The 16,005-nt window shown below is 36.2% G+C and carries 18 protein-coding genes; 4 read left to right on the forward strand and 14 right to left on the reverse strand.

Annotated features, from left to right (window positions below; genetic code table 11):
- Position 1: 1 nt before the first annotated feature.
- Together gloA2 and AB8P06_RS07840 are read right to left on the reverse strand one after the other, a co-directional pair.
- Positions 2-379 carry an SMU1112c/YaeR family gloxylase I-like metalloprotein gene (gloA2, locus tag AB8P06_RS07835; RefSeq protein ID WP_369840224.1) on the reverse strand — a complete coding sequence of 126 codons (378 nt, stop codon included), beginning with the start codon at positions 377-379 and terminating at the stop codon, positions 2-4.
- A 4-nt stretch (positions 380-383) separates the two neighbouring features.
- Positions 384-824 (reverse strand): nuclear transport factor 2 family protein, encoded by a 441-nt coding sequence (locus AB8P06_RS07840; RefSeq protein WP_369840226.1) that lies wholly within the window; start codon positions 822-824, stop codon positions 384-386.
- 138 nt (positions 825-962) lie between these two features.
- On the opposite strand from AB8P06_RS07840, the gene AB8P06_RS07845 reads away from it, so the two are divergent.
- Positions 963-2,045, forward strand: coding sequence for an endonuclease/exonuclease/phosphatase family protein (locus tag AB8P06_RS07845; protein ID WP_369840228.1), 1,083 nt, complete (start codon positions 963-965; stop codon positions 2,043-2,045).
- A 248-nt stretch (positions 2,046-2,293) separates the two neighbouring features.
- Here the strand turns inward: AB8P06_RS07845 and AB8P06_RS07850 are convergent, their stop codons facing one another.
- The 10 genes from AB8P06_RS07850 to AB8P06_RS07895 all read right to left on the reverse strand — a co-directional run bounded on the left by AB8P06_RS07850 (position 2,294) and on the right by AB8P06_RS07895 (position 12,195).
- A complete protein-coding gene (locus tag AB8P06_RS07850; RefSeq protein ID WP_369840230.1) occupies positions 2,294-3,352 on the reverse strand; it encodes a diphosphomevalonate decarboxylase in 1,059 nt (352 codons plus the stop codon).
- Positions 3,353-3,394: 42 nt separating this feature from the next.
- Positions 3,395-5,161 (reverse strand): AMP-dependent synthetase/ligase, encoded by a 1,767-nt coding sequence (locus AB8P06_RS07855; protein ID WP_369840231.1) that lies wholly within the window; start codon positions 5,159-5,161, stop codon positions 3,395-3,397.
- Positions 5,162-6,175 (reverse strand): NAD-dependent epimerase/dehydratase family protein, encoded by a 1,014-nt coding sequence (locus AB8P06_RS07860; protein WP_369840233.1) that lies wholly within the window; start codon positions 6,173-6,175, stop codon positions 5,162-5,164.
- A 206-nt stretch (positions 6,176-6,381) separates the two neighbouring features.
- Complete coding sequence (locus tag AB8P06_RS07865; protein WP_369840237.1) at positions 6,382-7,389, reverse strand: MvdD family ATP-grasp ribosomal peptide maturase; 1,008 nt, start codon at positions 7,387-7,389, stop codon at positions 6,382-6,384.
- The gene (locus AB8P06_RS07870; protein WP_369840239.1) at positions 7,379-8,338 is read right to left on the reverse strand and encodes an MvdC/MvdD family ATP grasp protein; all 960 of its coding nucleotides are present in this window, start codon (positions 8,336-8,338) and stop codon (positions 7,379-7,381) included. Before AB8P06_RS07870 ends, AB8P06_RS07865 begins: the two co-directional genes overlap by 11 nt.
- Before the next feature lie 88 nt (positions 8,339-8,426).
- On the reverse strand, positions 8,427-8,624 hold the full coding sequence (locus tag AB8P06_RS07875) for a microviridin/marinostatin family tricyclic proteinase inhibitor (RefSeq protein ID WP_007844891.1): 198 nt from the start codon (positions 8,622-8,624) through the stop codon (positions 8,427-8,429).
- Positions 8,625-8,669: 45 nt separating this feature from the next.
- Positions 8,670-8,948 carry a microviridin/marinostatin family tricyclic proteinase inhibitor gene (locus AB8P06_RS07880; protein WP_369840241.1) on the reverse strand — a complete coding sequence of 93 codons (279 nt, stop codon included), beginning with the start codon at positions 8,946-8,948 and terminating at the stop codon, positions 8,670-8,672.
- Positions 8,949-9,061: 113 nt separating this feature from the next.
- Positions 9,062-9,841, reverse strand: coding sequence for an alpha/beta fold hydrolase (locus AB8P06_RS07885; RefSeq protein WP_369840243.1), 780 nt, complete (start codon positions 9,839-9,841; stop codon positions 9,062-9,064).
- A gap of 130 nt (positions 9,842-9,971) precedes the next feature.
- On the reverse strand, positions 9,972-10,691 hold the full coding sequence (locus AB8P06_RS07890) for a pyridoxine 5'-phosphate synthase (RefSeq protein ID WP_369840245.1): 720 nt from the start codon (positions 10,689-10,691) through the stop codon (positions 9,972-9,974).
- A gap of 241 nt (positions 10,692-10,932) precedes the next feature.
- Positions 10,933-12,195: a mechanosensitive ion channel family protein gene (locus AB8P06_RS07895; RefSeq protein WP_369840247.1), complete on the reverse strand. Its 1,263-nt coding sequence runs from the start codon at positions 12,193-12,195 to the stop codon at positions 10,933-10,935.
- Between the two features lie 266 nt (positions 12,196-12,461).
- On the opposite strand from AB8P06_RS07895, the gene AB8P06_RS07900 reads away from it, so the two are divergent.
- The 3 genes from AB8P06_RS07900 (at position 12,462) to AB8P06_RS07910 (ending at position 14,733) form a co-directional block, all read left to right on the forward strand.
- Positions 12,462-13,649, forward strand: coding sequence for a peptidase associated/transthyretin-like domain-containing protein (locus AB8P06_RS07900; RefSeq protein WP_369840248.1), 1,188 nt, complete (start codon positions 12,462-12,464; stop codon positions 13,647-13,649).
- Between the two features lie 79 nt (positions 13,650-13,728).
- The gene (locus AB8P06_RS07905; RefSeq protein WP_369840250.1) at positions 13,729-14,220 is read left to right on the forward strand and encodes a DUF456 domain-containing protein; all 492 of its coding nucleotides are present in this window, start codon (positions 13,729-13,731) and stop codon (positions 14,218-14,220) included.
- Between the two features lie 12 nt (positions 14,221-14,232).
- Positions 14,233-14,733: a hypothetical protein gene (locus AB8P06_RS07910; RefSeq protein WP_369840251.1), complete on the forward strand. Its 501-nt coding sequence runs from the start codon at positions 14,233-14,235 to the stop codon at positions 14,731-14,733.
- On the opposite strand, the gene AB8P06_RS07915 is transcribed toward AB8P06_RS07910, so the two are convergent.
- Positions 14,720-15,361 carry a uracil-DNA glycosylase gene (locus AB8P06_RS07915; RefSeq protein ID WP_369840253.1) on the reverse strand — a complete coding sequence of 214 codons (642 nt, stop codon included), beginning with the start codon at positions 15,359-15,361 and terminating at the stop codon, positions 14,720-14,722. The two genes, AB8P06_RS07910 and AB8P06_RS07915, sit on opposite strands and share 14 nt — an antisense overlap.
- 58 nt (positions 15,362-15,419) lie before the next feature.
- Positions 15,420-15,929 (reverse strand): GNAT family N-acetyltransferase, encoded by a 510-nt coding sequence (locus AB8P06_RS07920; protein ID WP_369840255.1) that lies wholly within the window; start codon positions 15,927-15,929, stop codon positions 15,420-15,422.
- Positions 15,930-16,005: the final 76 nt, after the last annotated feature.

Raw genomic sequence — 16,005 nt, forward strand, 5'->3', positions numbered from 1 at the left:
ATTACATTTCATAAAACTCAAGAGGAAGCTTATCAGGATCCCGGGTAAAGAAAAATTCTTTTCCGGTGAATTCATCAATGCGGATTCCTTCACAGTTCAGGCCTTTATCGATTAATTCCAAACGTTTTTCACTTACGTTTTCTACTGAAAATGCAAGATGCCTTAATCCACAGGCTTCCGGTCCAGAAGGTCTTTCAGGAGGATCGGGAAACGAAAATAATTCAATGACATAATGGTCACCAATGGCAAGATCTAATTTATAAGACTGTCTTTCTTCACGGTATACTTCACGAATAATATTCAATCCCAAAACTTCAGTATAAAATTTTTTAGAGACTTCATAGTCTGAGCATATAATGGCAATATGATGGATTTTCACTCTTTTAATTTTTACAGTTTTCTTTTCTTCTCGTATCAATAAGGTACTGTATTTTCCAGCCGTCATTTTGCTTTACCAGCTGAAAGCTATTCGCTCCGCAATGAGAAAACTGCCCTTTAAAATAAAACTGATAAGGTGTAAATACACTTGCCAGACTGCCGTCATTATGAATCGCTTCTATAGTGATCCTTTCATCGAGATCATCTTTGGAGTATTTGGAAATCGAAGCAACAAAATCTTTTATATCTTCATTTTTAACAGTCCCTTCTTTTGTGATGGTCTGAAGAATTGCACCTTCTGAAAAAACAGTCTTTAACAGCTCCGGATCAGCATTTTTCATCGCCAGAAATAAGTTCCGGATCGGCTTTTCAATGTCCTGGTTCTGGGATTGCTGTCCGAAACAAAGAGCAGATAATAGCAGTGTAACACCTAGTATTTTATTCATTAGAAATATCAATTTAATCTTGAACATAAAATTAGAAAAATTAATATTTTAAACCATACAATAATTAATAAAGTTTATAATGAATACTTTTGGATTTTTATAAAAATAAGTTAATTTTATCCGTCTATACAAAGATTTATGTGGTATGTTTATTTGTTTTTAATTGTATTATTGGTCGTCTTAACTCTTTTACCTAAAATTCAAAATTCACATTGGGTATTCCGGGTTCCGGAATTTGGAAAGATACAGATTACCTATTTTATCGTCATTACTTTTATTTTAGGATTTCTGTCACATTCTGAAGAAAACATCTGGTATTTTCAGGGACTTTTAGGCTTAATGTTTGTTCATCATGGAATTACCCTGGTGAAATATACTCCACTATATCCCGTAAAAAAGCATAATCAGTGTCATAAATCTTCCCGGAAGATTCATTTTATCTCTGCCAATGTTTATCAGTTCAATAAAGACTATGACAAATTTATTTCATTGGTAAAAAACCATCAGCCTGAGATTTTCATGACCATGGAAAGCAATCAGGATTGGGAAAAGGCTTTACGTGTACTTGAAAAAGACTATTCTTATCACCATAAGGTAACACTTGAAAATACCTATGGCATGCATTTTTACTCTAAAATAGAAATCAAGAATGCTAAAACCCATTATTTTGTTGCCGATGACATACCGAGTATTGAAATTCATCTAAAAACTGAAGATGGTTTTTCGTTCGTATTTTTCGGAGTTCATCCGCCACCTCCGAGCCCCACTGAAGAAGAAACTTCAAAAGAAAGAGATGGTGACCTATTGAGTACGGCAAAACGGGTAAAAGATATTCAGATCCCGGTAATTGTTGTAGGGGATTTTAATAATGTAGCCTGGTCTAAATCTTCGATATTATTCAGGAAAACAAGCCATTTGATAGATCCGAGAATCGGACGTGCCTTTGTTTCTACTTTTCACGCCAAATACCGTATGCTCAGATTTCCTATCGATCTGATGTTCCATAGTGAAAATATTTTTATTAAACAGTTGAAAACACTTGAGAATTTCGGTTCTGATCATCTTCCTGTCTATTGTGAATTTTTCATTGATCATCATAACAATGAGCAAGAAGAAAGAGTGGAAGAAGCTACTTCCGGAGAAAAAGCGGAGGCAGAAGAAATAATCCGGGAGGGAAAGATAGAAGATGGAGACCGTGATGCGGTGGTGACTGAAGATTAATATATTTTTATACACATAAGTGAATGTTTTCAATCTACTTTATCTGCCCAACCGGCGAGAAAAAAGACAAATTTATCTAAAGGAAACCAGGTACTCATTATAAACCATAAAAAATAGTTATGTAATTTTTAACCACGAATTACACAAATTTACACAGGTGATACTTCTATAATCTGCGTAATCACCCAAATCTGCGAGCTAAAAATAAAAAAACAGACTAAAGCCCGTTTTCCTTATATCTTTATTATTTAAAATCTCATGATATCCTTCACTACTCCATTCTTCTGGGTATGCTGCAGCAATTCGGTTTCTATAAATGCTTTAATTTTTTCTTCAGAACCATCAGCCGGGAATAAAAGATGAACATTTGCTCCCGCATCTAAAGTAAAGAATAAAGGAAGCTCTGTTTCTCTTCTGAAATCCCAGATCTTATTGATCACTTCCAGGGTTCCTGCTTTCATCAGGATAAATGCAGGATCGCTCATCATCATCATGGCATGCAGAGTAAGTGCTTCGTGCTCTACAAGCTTAATAAAACTTTGCATATCCCCTTCTTTCAAAATCTGTTTCATCGGAACAAAATTTTCTCTTGCTTCCTGAAACCTTCTTTCCGCATAAGGATTAGACTTCATCAAACCATGACCTACCGTGGAAGAAACACTTTTCTGGCCTTCATGAATCAATAAAACCCAATCATTGATGCTTTTGAAAATATCATGAATTTCAGCATCAGGATATTGTACGGCAAACAGATCCGAGCTTCCGGAAACCTCATCAGATTCACCCCAGACCACCAATCCGTTATATAAACTTCTGCATGCGCTTCCGCTTCCCAATCTTGCCAGGAATGATGCCTTTCTCAATGACTCTTCATTAGAATTTTTCCCTGAAAACATCTCATCCAGTCTCATCAGGCATTTTGAAATCGCTCCGAATCCGGAAGCAGAACTTGCAATTCCTGAACTGTGGGGAAATGTATTTTCGGTTCGTATAATATATTTACCTTTTAAAATCCAAGGTAGATATGATTCAATATTCCTAAAATATTTCTCGATTTTCTCAGCAAATTTTACTTCTTCATTTCCCGCTAAAAAAGTCTGGACAGAAAAAGGTTCGTCAGCCAGAAATTCCATTGTGGTATTGGTTTTACAATAATTTAATGTATAGCTGATGCTTGGGTTGGCCGGAATCTGGTTTTCATATTTTCCCCAGTATTTAATCAGGGCAATATTGGAAGGACAGCTTTCCGAAACGGTTTCTGTATGAATGGTAAAATTTTGTTTTCCTAGAAATTCCTGTGTTGTCATAATTTAATTTAAATGTGCCTGTATCATTCCTGATGATGGCTGCTAATACATCTTCTCAATAATATCAGCATATTTTTTAAGAACTACATTACGTTTTACTTTCAAAGTCGGTGTGATTTCTCCGGTATTGATATCAAATTCCGAAGGCATCAATGTGAATTTTTTCACTTTTTCAAAATCAGATAAATCATGTTCCAGCTCACTGATCTTGTCTTTATATAAACGAATGATTTCTTCTTTCTTCACCAACTCTTCCCAATTCGTAAACGGAATATTACTTTTCTTAATATAATCTTCCAGAAATTCAAAATTCGGGACGATCAAGGCCGAAACAAATTGTCTTCCTTCCGCAATCAATACAATCTGCTGAATATAATTATTGTTGGTCAGAAGATTTTCGATCTGCTGTGGTGCAATATATTTTCCGTTAGATGTTTTCATAAGGTCCTTGATCCTGTCTGTAATAATCAGGTTACCTTTGTCATCTATTTTACCTGCATCGCCGGTTTTAAACCAACCGTCTTCCGTAAAAACTGCTTTTGTATCTTCGGGCCTGTTGTAATATCCTTTCATGATTCCGTTTCCTTTCGCCTGGATCTCATCACTTTCTCCGATACGGATTTCAACTCCCGGTAAGGGTTTGCCACTCGTTCCGTGTTCAAAATGAGTCAGAGGAAATAAAGTAAGGGTAGCTGTAGTTTCCGTTAATCCGTAGCCTACAGTTACATGAATTCCCACGGATTCAAAAAAACGGGTTACTTCTGGAGATAAAGAAGCTCCGCCACAAGGCAGAAACCAGAGCCTACCACCCATTCTTTCTTTAATTTTACTGAAAACCAGCATATCTGCAATGGATTCTTTGAGCTTTAATCCAAACGGAATCGGTTTTTCATTTCTTCTGAATTCTGAAGTTTGTTTACCTGTTTCCAGTGCCCAGTTGAAAATTTTCTTTTTTAATGAAGAACTTCCGGCGGCCATATCATTTACTCCCGCATAAATTTTCTGGAAAAATCTTGGTACGGCGCACATCATGGTAGGTTTTACTTCTTCCAAAGCTTTTGCAATATTCTTCGGGTCTTCAAGGAAATAAACTCTTGCTCCGCCGTACAGGCAAAGCAGGCTCCAGCTTCTTTCGAAGACGTGGCTTAGTGGTAAAAATGCCAGTGAAAGCTCTTCTTCGAAGTTTTTAAATTTAAAAAATTCAAAGTGGGCATCGAAAGCTTTAATAAAATTCCCGTGGGTAAGCATCACTCCTTTCGGAGTTCCTGTAGTACCCGAAGTATAAATTAATGTTGCGACATCTTCATATTCTTTTTTGCAGATCTCAATTTTTGAAGACGTCTTCGCAATGAAATCCTCAAGATAAAAGCTGTTGTGTTCTTTTTTGATCCAGACTGCTTTTTTAGAAACAATAATGGTTTGAAGATCGCAATCTTCTTTTAACAAAAACTCAAGACAGGCATCATATTGTGACTGGTCTCCCACCAAAACCGCTTTAGTTCCGGAATCATTGATAATATATTCAGCCTGTTCGGCATTATTGGTTGAGTAAATAGGAACCGTAATCGCCCCGATAGACAGTGAAGCCAAATCAAAGATCATCCATTCCGCAGAATTATCAGAATAGATGGCAACTTTGTCATTTTCCTGAATTCCTGCATTTTTCAGTGCATTAGCCGTTTTAAAGATCATTTCACTGAATTTTTTCCAGCTCAGTTCTTTCCACACTTCTTTCTTCTTAAAACCTATTGCAGATTTTACGGGATGCTTTTCTACATTTTTACGGATAATAGCCTCGGCAAGATTCATTTATTTCTTCAGCTTTTTGTCGTTAATATAATTGTTGAGATGAAAATCAATACTTTCCTGAACGGGAATAAACTGATATCCCAGCTTTTCTTTAATTTTCTGATTGGAAATGGTGTTGAATGACGTTATCGATTCAATATTTGATCTTGTAACGATCTTCAGTTTAGGAATCAGCCAACCGAAAAGGATATTCGCCCATCTTCCGGCGTTTAACTGTGTTTTTGTCAGAATTTTAGCATCTTTCAGTCCTAATTTTTCACGTATCTGATGCCCGACTTCTGCGTATTTTTTATTTTCGGAAACAAGGATAAAGCGTTCTCCGAAAATATTTTTTTCCATTAATTCTACAGCAATGCCGGCAACATCTCTTACATCAACGTAAGAAGAACCGCCTGAAAAGGTAAAGCTGTTATCTTCAAAAGTGTGAAAAAGCTCACCGCTGCTTTGATTCCAGTTTCCGCTTCCTATAATGATTCCGGGATTGAGGATAATGGTATTCAAACCTTCTGCAGATGCTCTCCAGACTTCCATTTCAGATAAATGTTTGGAAATGGCATAAGCGGGATGTTCCAGTTTAGGATTAAATTCGGAGTCTTCATCCAGCTCCCCTTTTTCATTAAATCCGTCTAAAACCGCCACAGAACTTACATGAAGGAATTTTTTCACCTCAGAACCTTCACACGCAAACAAAAGATTCTCGGTACCCTTGATATTGGTATGGTACATTTCTTTTTCATCTTTCGGGTGAAAGCTCACTTTTGCCGCACAGTGATAGACCTCATCAACTCCTTTCAATGCATCCTGTAAAGAATTGATATCATCAAAATCGGTATCGACCCATTGAATTTTATTGAAAAAATCACCGGGGTTTTCCGTATAAAATGCATACGAATGTTTTACTTCGTTTAAATTGCTTGTGGGTCTCTTGGCAGCACGAACGTTTTTTCCTCTTTTTAGAAGTTCCAAAACGATTATTCTGCCCAAAATTCCGGTTGCCCCCGTTACAAAAACCATCAATTATTTTCTACTTGATTGCTGACTAAATTATGACAATATTTCTTATTCGGCAATTCTCGTTTCATTAAAAACAGAGGAAAGCCAATTTTGCAAATTTGCGATTTTTAAAGCACAATTCAATCTAATTTCACCAATAATATCAGTTAAAATAATATTTCATGAATAGTTTTTGTACCGGGATCCGGTTTGTAATAAAATATTTTTCAGACTAAAACCATGTTATTCCTTCTCGGGGCTTTATCGCATAAAACATCTGCAATACTTTTTGAAATGAGGTTTTCTTCCGTAAGGTTATCTAGCCAGAAAAACTCTCCGGCGGCATTGATTTCAATAAAATAATACTCATCTTCAGGGGAAACGATAATATCCATCGCGCCATAGTCTACGTTGTACACATCCAGAAGCTCAAGGATTTTAGCTTCGATATCTCCGGGAAGTTCTGTTGGTACCCATTTATCGATCAGGTTTACCCCGTCTTTTCTCCAGTCTACTTTTGCGTCATCAAATTTCTGGGAGTCTATTTCAAAAGCGTAAACATCACGGCCTACTACGGTAACTCTCAGTTCTTTTTTCTTTTCAATTTTCTTTTGAAACTGCATCGGGCAGTAGAGTAAAGAATCTAAATCTTCCAGTTTTTCCTCTTCAATTACATTCGTGAAAACGACGCTCTCTACCCCATCTTCATAAATTGCAAAACCAGACTGCATTTTTCCGATCACATTCTGATGTTTCAGGATAAAGCTTTTTGCTTCTTCAGGGTTGTTGGTAATACAGGTTTCAGGGATTTTAAAGCCTATTTTATCCGCTATTTTCAGCTGTTCTTCCTTACTGTCTAATCTTCGGTAAACACTGGGCTTTCCTAAAGCATAGGTATCAATCGATTCAAGGAATCCGAAAAGTGTAGTGCGTATTTCACCCATTGCTGCGCCATAAAACTTGGCATCCAGCTCTTCTTTAAGCCCGTTTCCCATATTATAGGCTCTCCGGTACCAGACTGCTGCAATATCATCTAAACGGTGCTTTGCATCGGGTGTTTCAAGGGTGCTTATCCATTGGCCATCCTGAAATGTGGTTGATAATTTATTTTGCAAAGGGTACAGATCAACATCAAAGCGGATCACTTCAAAGCCGTTTTTCGCAATATATTCAGTTACTTTTTCAATTGAAAAATTATCTGCGGTATGGGTTATGATTAAAATTTTATTGTTCATTGGTTTTCATTCTTTTTATAAGGTTATCGGCAATTCTTTCCGCGATGGGAAAATTCAGTTCTTTCTGCAGCATTCCCCATTCTCCCTGTGGGTTGACTTCTAAAAAATAATAGTTTCCGTCTTTTCCTTTGATCATATCGATAGCTCCGATGTAAAGCTCAAATTCCTTCATCATGAGGGTAAGATTCTTTTTAATATCTTCCGGAAGGTCATAGGAAACCCAGAAATAATCTTTATGGCCTGTACGCCAGTCTGCATTTTCGCTGTTATTGATTTTTCCTGTAAAAAATTCACCGTCAATATAGACGATTCTTAATTCATATTCCTTCTCGATATAAGGCTGGAAAATCATCGGGCAATAAGCAATGTCTGCGATATGCTCTAAGGTATCCGCATCAATAATCGTTGTGGAAAGAAGGTCTCCCCCATCCATAGATTTTGAAATGACTCCATGAAGCTTGGCAACAGCTTTTCCATTACAGTATTCGTGAAAAAAGGAAGTTATTTTTTCCTCATCATTTGAAAAGAGCGTTTTGGGAATAAGCAGGTTATTTTTCTGCGCAATTTTCAATTGGTATACTTTATTTCCGTCTATTTTTTTCTCCTGTTCATAAGGATTGATCCAGGGAACATCTTCCAGAGAGGTATGAAGATTGTAGCGAAGGCTAGCATATTCTTTGAGAAAAATCTGTTTATATTCTGCATCCAGTTCTTCTGGAATACTGATTCTCCACCCTTTTCTGTGCCATACGGCTTTTATATTCCGGGAATCAACGGTATTTCCGTATTCATCTGTCAGCTCAAAAAAATTTTCATTGATATTTATTTTCTGAAGATGATTCAGACGGTCGGAATTCAATCTGAAATAAGAGATATTTTTAGAGGAGAGATATTCAAAAAAAATATCAATATTGTAGAAATCATTAGAATGAGTGATGCAGAGAATCATTTGCCTGTTTTTATTAAAAAAGGAAACTTAGAGTGTAAGTTTCCTTTATTGATGATTGTTATGCTTTATCTTTTATACAAACAATTCCTTATACTGTTGGTACATCATCATCACCGTCAGACGGATATTTCATGGTTTGAGCCATATCCAGAGTCGGTTTTGTAACAACGTCTCTTTCCGGGATTGTAATATCAGGTCCGCCACCTGTAACAGTTTGAGGATCTTTTAATTGTTTTTCTAAGAATGAAGCGAAAAAAGGCTTCTTTTTTGAGCTCTTGTTTTTCATAATGTTTTGGTTTAGTTTAAATTAATATTTTGAAGAATTTTTCTATTAGAACGGATCTACGGGTGATGTAGGATCAAACGGATGGATTGGCCCGGGACCTGACTCATCATTATCAGAAGGATATTTCAACGTTACGTTATCATTCCCCGGAGTTGTCACATTGTCTGCAAGAGGAGAAGTAATATTATCTCTCGTAGGAAGAGTAAGAACATCAGAAACAGGTGAAGTAACAATTCCGCCACCGCCTGTCACCTTTTCAGGATCCTGAACTTGTTTCTCTAAAAACGAAGCAAAAAATGGTTTTTTCTTGTTTTTGTTTTTCATGGTTAAAGTTTTTAATTTTTAGATACCTAAAGTAGTAAAAATTTCAACATGTAGAGAAATAACATTCATTTTTAAGATAATTTTAACTAAATCACAACAATAAGAAAAATATATTAATTTAAATTCAAAAATTCTTTAACAACATTACTGAATTCAACAGGATTATCTGCCTGAACCCAATGGCCTGCATTTTTTACCTTAATAATTTTTGCTTTCGGAAATTGCTGCTTAATCGCAAATTCATCCTGTGGAAGAATATAATTGGATTTCTCTCCGGAAATGAATAAAGCCTCACCTTCAAAAACTCCAAATTTTATCGCATTGGAAACAAATTCGTTGTACTTTTCCGATAAAGTTTTAAGATTAAATCTCCAGTTCAGTTTTTTATTATCATCCCAGTATAAATTTTTAGCCAGAAACTGAATCGTAGATTTTTCCGGGATATATTGGGTCAGAACGGCTTCAACATCACCTCTGGAACCGACTGTATCAAAATCAACGGTTTCCAGCGCTTTGATAATCCCCTGATGGTGTGGCGGATAAGCTTTAGGAGAAATATCGACAACGATCAGCTTTTCAACTTTTTCGGGATAATTGATGGCAAATTGCATCACTGCTTTTCCGCCTAAAGAATGTCCCAGAACATGGGCTTTTTCAATACCGTAATGTTCCATATAATGAGCGATGTCATCGGCTAAATCATCATGTGACATACTGTCGGAATGAAAGCTTCTTCCATGATTTCTCAGATCGATAAGGTGAACGGGTAAAAACTCACCCAGATCTTTTCCGAAACTTCCCCAGTTATCCAGCATTCCGAATAAACCGTGAAATACTAAAAGTGGTGTGAACGAAAGGTTTTCGCCAAATATTTTTGAGTTTAAAATTTCCATATTTTTTTATTAAGAAGTTAGAAATGAGAGGTTAGAAGTTAGCAAACCGGAAATTAGTACTGTAAGATGCAATTTTTATATACATTCAAACTAATTTCTAATCTCTAGCATCTAATTTCTAACTTTGATTCTACCATTTAGCCAGTCTCTTCAAATAAGCCTGAACCGTATTTTCCAATCCCATATACAATGCTTCGGAAACCAAAGCATGACCGATAGAAACCTCTAATAAATTCGGAATGGTATCGGCAAAATATTTTAAATTTTCCAGGCTAAGATCGTGCCCTGCATTCAGTCCAAGACCGAAATCTGCAGCAACCACAGCTGTGTCGTAATAAGGTTTTATAGCCTGTTCTTTATTGATCGGGTAATTTTTTGCATAAGCTTCCGTGTACAGCTCAATTCTTTCGGCACCTGTTTTTGCAGCGTATTCAACAAGTTCCGGAGTTGGATCAAGGAAGATTGACGTACGGATTCCTGCATTTTTAAATTCAGAAATGATCTCTTTAAGAAAATCCAGATGCCTTTTGGTATCCCATCCTGCGTTAGAAGTAATAGCGTCATCAGCATCGGGAACTAAAGTAACCTGTTCAGGTTTTACTTCCAGCACCATATCGATAAACGGGCGGTGAGGATTTCCTTCAATATTAAATTCGGTAGTCACCAAAGGTTTCAGATCATAAACATCTTTTCTTGTGATATGTCTTTCGTCAGGTCTCGGATGAATGGTAATCCCCTGTCCTCCGAATTCCTGAATTTTTATTGCAGCTTCCGTTACGCTTGGCGTTTCGCCTCCTCTTGCATTTCTTAATGTTGCAATTTTATTAATGTTTACACTTAGTTTTGTCATTATTTTACGATGTTAGAAGTTAGATATCAGAAGCCGGATCAACTTCTTTATTCTATCTAACTTTTATTTTTCATTTTATTTTTCAGAGAAAATCAGAAGCTGAACTCAAGGCCCAATTAAAGGCATTTAGTCTTGCTTCAATATTTCTTATTTATACATTTAGCAGGCCAAGAATAAGTAAAATATTAAAAAGTGATATAATAGCTCTAAATTCTAATATCTAACTTCTAACCTCTAAAAATTAAACTTTAACACTCACCTGCATCACCTGAAGATCAAACTCTTTGGATGCCACCAATAAATGATCAAAGATATCAGCTTGGATCTGCTCGAAACGCTCCCATTTTGAATCGTTTGCAAAACAATAAACTTCCAGAGGCAGTCCCTGGGGCGTAATATCCAACTGGCGAACCATTACTACTCCTTTCTTATCGACATCAGGGTCATTTTCTATATATTTTTGAGCATAGTACCTGAAAACACCGATATTGGTCAATTGTCTTCCGTTGATCGTTTTATCATTATGCTCCAGGCTTTCTTTTTCTTTTTTAATTTCAAGGACTTTCTGTTCAAGATAGTCGGAAATCAGATTAATTTCCTTTAATCTTTCAATCTCTTCATCATTCAGAAACTTAAAGGAATTGATATTGAAATAGATTGATTTCTTAATCCTCCTTGTGTTTGATTCTGACATTACCTGAAGGTTTTTGATTTCCGTTGTGAGTAAATCATAAGTGGGAATCGTCGAAATTGTTTTATCGAAATTGGTGATTTTTGTAGTTAAAAGGCTGATATCGGAAATATTGCCTTCTATATTATATTTCGGAATCCCGATCCAGTCGCCGACTTTCATGTTTTTGGAAGTGGCCACGTGTAAGCCTGTCACAAACCCCAGAATGGTATCTCTGAAAACCAATACCAGGACTGCAGTAATTGCTCCTAAACTTCCTAAAATAGTAGTTCCCCTGATTCCGAAAATCACACAGATCCCTACTACTGTGAGAATGAAGATCCCAAAAATCTTAATGGATTCGGAAATCGCATTAAGAGCCATTATTTTGTAATAATCCTGTTTGATAACGAAATAGTTTCTCAATGCAGTCAAAGCTCTGAATAACATTCCGGCTACAACAAAAATCATAGATACATTAACGATCAGTTCCAGTAATGCAAAACTTTTGGGATGCCTGTAAAAAACAGAAAACAAAGCATATCCTGCAAAACTCAAAGCTCCTAAATGAACAATTGAATTGGTAATCCTTGACTGGTAGATTGATTTTATAACAGGATATTTTTCTTTATCAAAAAAGTTTTTGATTACGGTATTGACGAGAAGTTTAAAAATGAAATCGAGAACAAAGACCAGACCTGCTAAAAATATAAATTTTAAAAGGATCTGTAAAATAAGAACCAGATCTGAATGCACATTATCTTTAACAAAATAATGAATCTGATCGCTGATATCCTGCAAAAAGTCTTTTGTATCTTGTAACTCGTTTTTCATTATAGCAAATTTATGAAATTTAAGACTGATTTTTATTAATCCCAATATCAATTTTCATCCCAAAAACAATTCGTTTTTATTGCTCCCTAATTTTTAATCAAAATTTCATTTGATATTAAATCTCCCAAAACCACCATTAATAAATAAAAAAATTATCATAAATAAAAATTCAATCAATAATATTAAAAATAATTACAATTTTATTGATTATATATTAATAATTTTTTAAATTTGATAAAAACTAAACAAATCAAAATCAATTAAATATGAAACACAACTACTTATTTATTCTGTTGTGCACATTTGTGCTTTTAGTGAATTGTAAAGGTGATGGTGAATCAATCATCCCTGATGAAACTCCCAATGTGATCCAAACCGGGAAAGTTGAAGGAAAAGTTTCCGCCAATAACGGGACCAAACCCATTGGTGGAGCTCTTGTATTTACCGTCGACAGTGAAAATAAAGTTTACCACACGTATTCCGACTCAAACGGAAACTTCAGCCTTACTGCTCCTGAAGGAAATACAGTGCTCCATATCCAGACAGGTGACGGCCGGAATTTCAGAACCGAAACTCCTGTAAACATCAAAAAGAATGAGACAATCACAGTTCCTGCTACTGCAACAAAACTCAATCAGATTGCAAAAATGGCTTATGTAAAAGGAAGTTATGATGAAATAGAAGAGCTCATTAACAATTTAGGATATACAGCGACTGAGCTCACTTATCAGGATCTGAAAAACCTTAACACGATTGCTCAATACGACATTATCTTCCTCAACTGTGGATCAAGAGGTATTTCTCAGACAGGAACTTCTTCGCCAAGCAATGATGCAATGGTTTATTCCAATCTTTCGACTTTTGTAGCGAATGGCGGGAGTTTATACAGCTCAGACTGGGCTTCTGCATATCTTGTAGGTGGAGACAGCAATACAACAATGTGCAATGCCGCGGGAGGTTTTATCAATGATAATCTTCTTTGCGTAAAAAATATCGGTACGGCAACCACTTATACCAATTGTGCAGTATCTGATGTGCCATTAGCAACTGCAATAGGTTTTAACACCTTAGACATCAGCTATGATTTGACAGCATGGGAAAAAATTCAAAACTATGACTCTACTTTCTGGGAGGTTCTTGTTGAAAAAAATAACGAACCATTAATGATCAGAACAAATCATTACACTGATCCTAACGCACCTCAGGTACCTGTAGGAAATACAGCCAACAACAACCAGATCACCATTTGTCATCATACTGCGAGTGGTAATAATATAACGATCACAATCAATCAAAACGCATGGCCTGCCCATCAGGCTCACGGCGATACACAGGGACCTTGCTCCGGAAACTCTGCGAGTGGTAAAATTTATTATACTACTTTCCACAATCATGCAGCCGGGAATATCGGAAAAGCAGAACCTATTTTAGAATACGTAATACTAAACCTGTAAGAAATTTAATATTTGACCTATCTTCCAAGTGGCTTTATGAAAGCCACTTTTTTTTATATCTTGCATTATAATTTTCAAAATGGATACTACATTAATTAATATTGTCTGTCTTATTTTACTGTTTCTGGGGGTCTTAGGAACTTTCCTTCCTGTCTTACCAGGATTATTGCTGAGCTTTTGCGGTTTATTAATCTATAAATTCGGGACGGATACCGATTTGCCGATGATCTATGTCTGGGCTTTCGGGATCCTTACGGCAGCTTCTGCTGTGCTCAATTATGTAATTCCTGCTAAAACCAATAAAAAATATGGCGGAACCACCTGGGGAAGTATAGGATCTGTCATTGGAACGATTGTCGGAATGTTTATCCCGATCCCGTTAGGTTTTTTAATCGGGATGTTTGCCGGAGTATTTATCGGGGAATTATTGCACGACAGCAAAGACATGGATAAAGCCCTTAAATCTACGAAAGGAGCTTTTATCGGGTTTATTTACGGAACCGGATTCAGTCTTGTAGTCGGTGTGGCAATGTTTTTGGTAGTAGTACTTAATATGCTTAATATTATTTAAAAAAAGAACATCATGTTACATAAAGCCATTATCTTCAGTTTAGGACTTTTGACACTTAGCGGCTGTAATGCCCAAAAAAAGGGAAAAACTTCAACGAAAACGTCTGCAACCTCCAATACAAAAGATACCAAAACAATGGAAAAAGAAGGAAGTACCCTTTATTTCAATGAGGGAGAGAACAGATTCCTGAAAGAATATCAGATGAATGTTACCTTTAAAGCGATTTCCGAAGACAGCCGTTGCCCGGAAGGAGTTAACTGTGTATGGGCAGGAGTTGCCGTTGCTGATGTTGAAGTCATGGGAACCGCAACAAGACCTGTTACTTTACGTTTGGCAACCACTGAGAATGCCGGCCGGAATTATTTCCAGTCTGCAGAATTCAACGGATATACTATTTCTTTGACGGATGTATCACCGTTTCCTAACGCGCAGGGAGGCACAAAAGCCCTGGCCGGAAAATATAAAATAGGGATCACTATCAAAAAGACCGGAGAAAAACCTACCATGAGATAGGCTTTTTCCCTTTTGAAACTAAATATTCATTAATTTTTGAAAAAGGTTTGCTCCCGAAAAAACCTCTGTGTACAGAAAATGGTGACGGGTGCGCCGATTTTAGAATAAAATGCTTAGCCGGATCGATGAGTTCGGCTTTTTTTTGTGCAAAAGCGCCCCATAATACAAAGACTACATTTTCTTTCTTATCGGAAATTTCTTTGATAATAAAATCAGTGAACTTTTCCCAGCCTAAATCTTTATGTGAATTCGGAGAATGGGCACGAACGGTCAGTGTAGCATTCAATAATAAAACACCCTGTTTTCCCCAGTCATCCAGCTCTTTTGAAGTTCTCTCGATTCCAAGGTCATTTTTTAATTCAATAAAGATATTTTTAAGCGAAGGCGGAGCGGTAACCTGTTCGGAAACAGAGAAACACAATCCATTAGCCTGATAATCATTATGATAAGGATCCTGCCCGATGATCACTACCTCAACATCGTCAAAAGGTGTCAGTTCAAGAGCCCTGAAAATTTGGTTTTTAGGTGGAAAAACTTTGGTTGTAGCATATTCCTGTTTTACTTTTTCCCAAAGATGGGTAAAGTATTCTGTGTTTTTTATCGGGGCTAAAATTTCTGTCCAGGTCATGTGAAAATGTGATAATTTGGAAATGAGTTAATTTGAGAATGCGGTAATGTTAAAACAATTACTTGTTCTTTTTTAATCTGAAAACGAGATTATCCGGAAAATCTTCATCTTTTTTATCTGCTTCCCAAATAAAATGATGTTTTAAAAGCAGTCCTTTTGAGTTATCATTCAACTTATGGGTAAAAGCTAAAATTTCCTCTAAATGCAATTCATTAAACCCGTAATCTAAAACAGCGCCTAAAGCTTCAGACATAATTCCTTTTCTGTGATAGTCAGGTAATAATTCATAGCCTACTTCTGCTGTTTTCCGGTCTTCAGAGAAGTTCCAGAGACAAATAGTTCCGATGAGATCAGGCTGATCCTTATTCGTAATTCCTAAATATACGGATTGATTATTTTTGGTTCTCTCTTTAATCGTTAAGATAAATTGCAGCGCGTCATAATTCGTTTTTGGCGAATTTCTATGTACAAACTTATTAATGATCTCGTTGCTTCTGATACGTAAAATATCTTCGACATTGGATTCATCAATATCTTTTAAAATTAATCGTTCGGTTTCCAGTTTCATATTCCAAATTTAGTAAAAGCTGAGTCATTCAAAAAATTATTCATATTCTTTATTTTCAAATCATCCTATTCTCAAA

Source organism: Chryseobacterium tongliaonense, assembly GCF_041224435.1.
Lineage (GTDB): Bacteria > Bacteroidota > Bacteroidia > Flavobacteriales > Weeksellaceae > Chryseobacterium > Chryseobacterium tongliaoense.

Bases quoted from the DNA above. Each gene is read 5' to 3' on its own strand.
- AB8P06_RS07915 (WP_369840253.1), bottom strand. From the start codon at position 15,361: ATGACCTGGACAGAAATTTTAGCCCCGATAAAAAACACAGAATACTTT.
- AB8P06_RS07895 (WP_369840247.1), bottom strand. From the start codon at position 12,195: ATGAAAAACGAGTTACAAGATACAAAAGACTTTTTGCAGGATATCAGC.
- AB8P06_RS07855 (WP_369840231.1), bottom strand. From the start codon at position 5,161: ATGAATCTTGCCGAGGCTATTATCCGTAAAAATGTAGAAAAGCATCCC.
- AB8P06_RS07850 (WP_369840230.1), bottom strand. From the start codon at position 3,352: ATGACAACACAGGAATTTCTAGGAAAACAAAATTTTACCATTCATACA.
- AB8P06_RS07870 (WP_369840239.1), bottom strand. From the start codon at position 8,338: ATGATTCTCTGCATCACTCATTCTAATGATTTCTACAATATTGATATT.
- AB8P06_RS07900 (WP_369840248.1), top strand. From the start codon at position 12,462: ATGAAACACAACTACTTATTTATTCTGTTGTGCACATTTGTGCTTTTA.
- AB8P06_RS07880 (WP_369840241.1), bottom strand. From the start codon at position 8,948: ATGAAAAACAAAAACAAGAAAAAACCATTTTTTGCTTCGTTTTTAGAG.
- AB8P06_RS07890 (WP_369840245.1), bottom strand. From the start codon at position 10,691: ATGACAAAACTAAGTGTAAACATTAATAAAATTGCAACATTAAGAAAT.
- AB8P06_RS07910 (WP_369840251.1), top strand. From the start codon at position 14,233: ATGTTACATAAAGCCATTATCTTCAGTTTAGGACTTTTGACACTTAGC.
- AB8P06_RS07845 (WP_369840228.1), top strand. From the start codon at position 963: ATGTGGTATGTTTATTTGTTTTTAATTGTATTATTGGTCGTCTTAACT.
- AB8P06_RS07875 (WP_007844891.1), bottom strand. From the start codon at position 8,624: ATGAAAAACAAGAGCTCAAAAAAGAAGCCTTTTTTCGCTTCATTCTTA.
- AB8P06_RS07885 (WP_369840243.1), bottom strand. From the start codon at position 9,841: ATGGAAATTTTAAACTCAAAAATATTTGGCGAAAACCTTTCGTTCACA.
- AB8P06_RS07865 (WP_369840237.1), bottom strand. From the start codon at position 7,389: ATGAACAATAAAATTTTAATCATAACCCATACCGCAGATAATTTTTCA.
- AB8P06_RS07840 (WP_369840226.1), bottom strand. From the start codon at position 824: ATGAATAAAATACTAGGTGTTACACTGCTATTATCTGCTCTTTGTTTC.
- AB8P06_RS07920 (WP_369840255.1), bottom strand. From the start codon at position 15,929: ATGAAACTGGAAACCGAACGATTAATTTTAAAAGATATTGATGAATCC.
- AB8P06_RS07860 (WP_369840233.1), bottom strand. From the start codon at position 6,175: ATGGTTTTTGTAACGGGGGCAACCGGAATTTTGGGCAGAATAATCGTT.
- AB8P06_RS07905 (WP_369840250.1), top strand. From the start codon at position 13,729: ATGGATACTACATTAATTAATATTGTCTGTCTTATTTTACTGTTTCTG.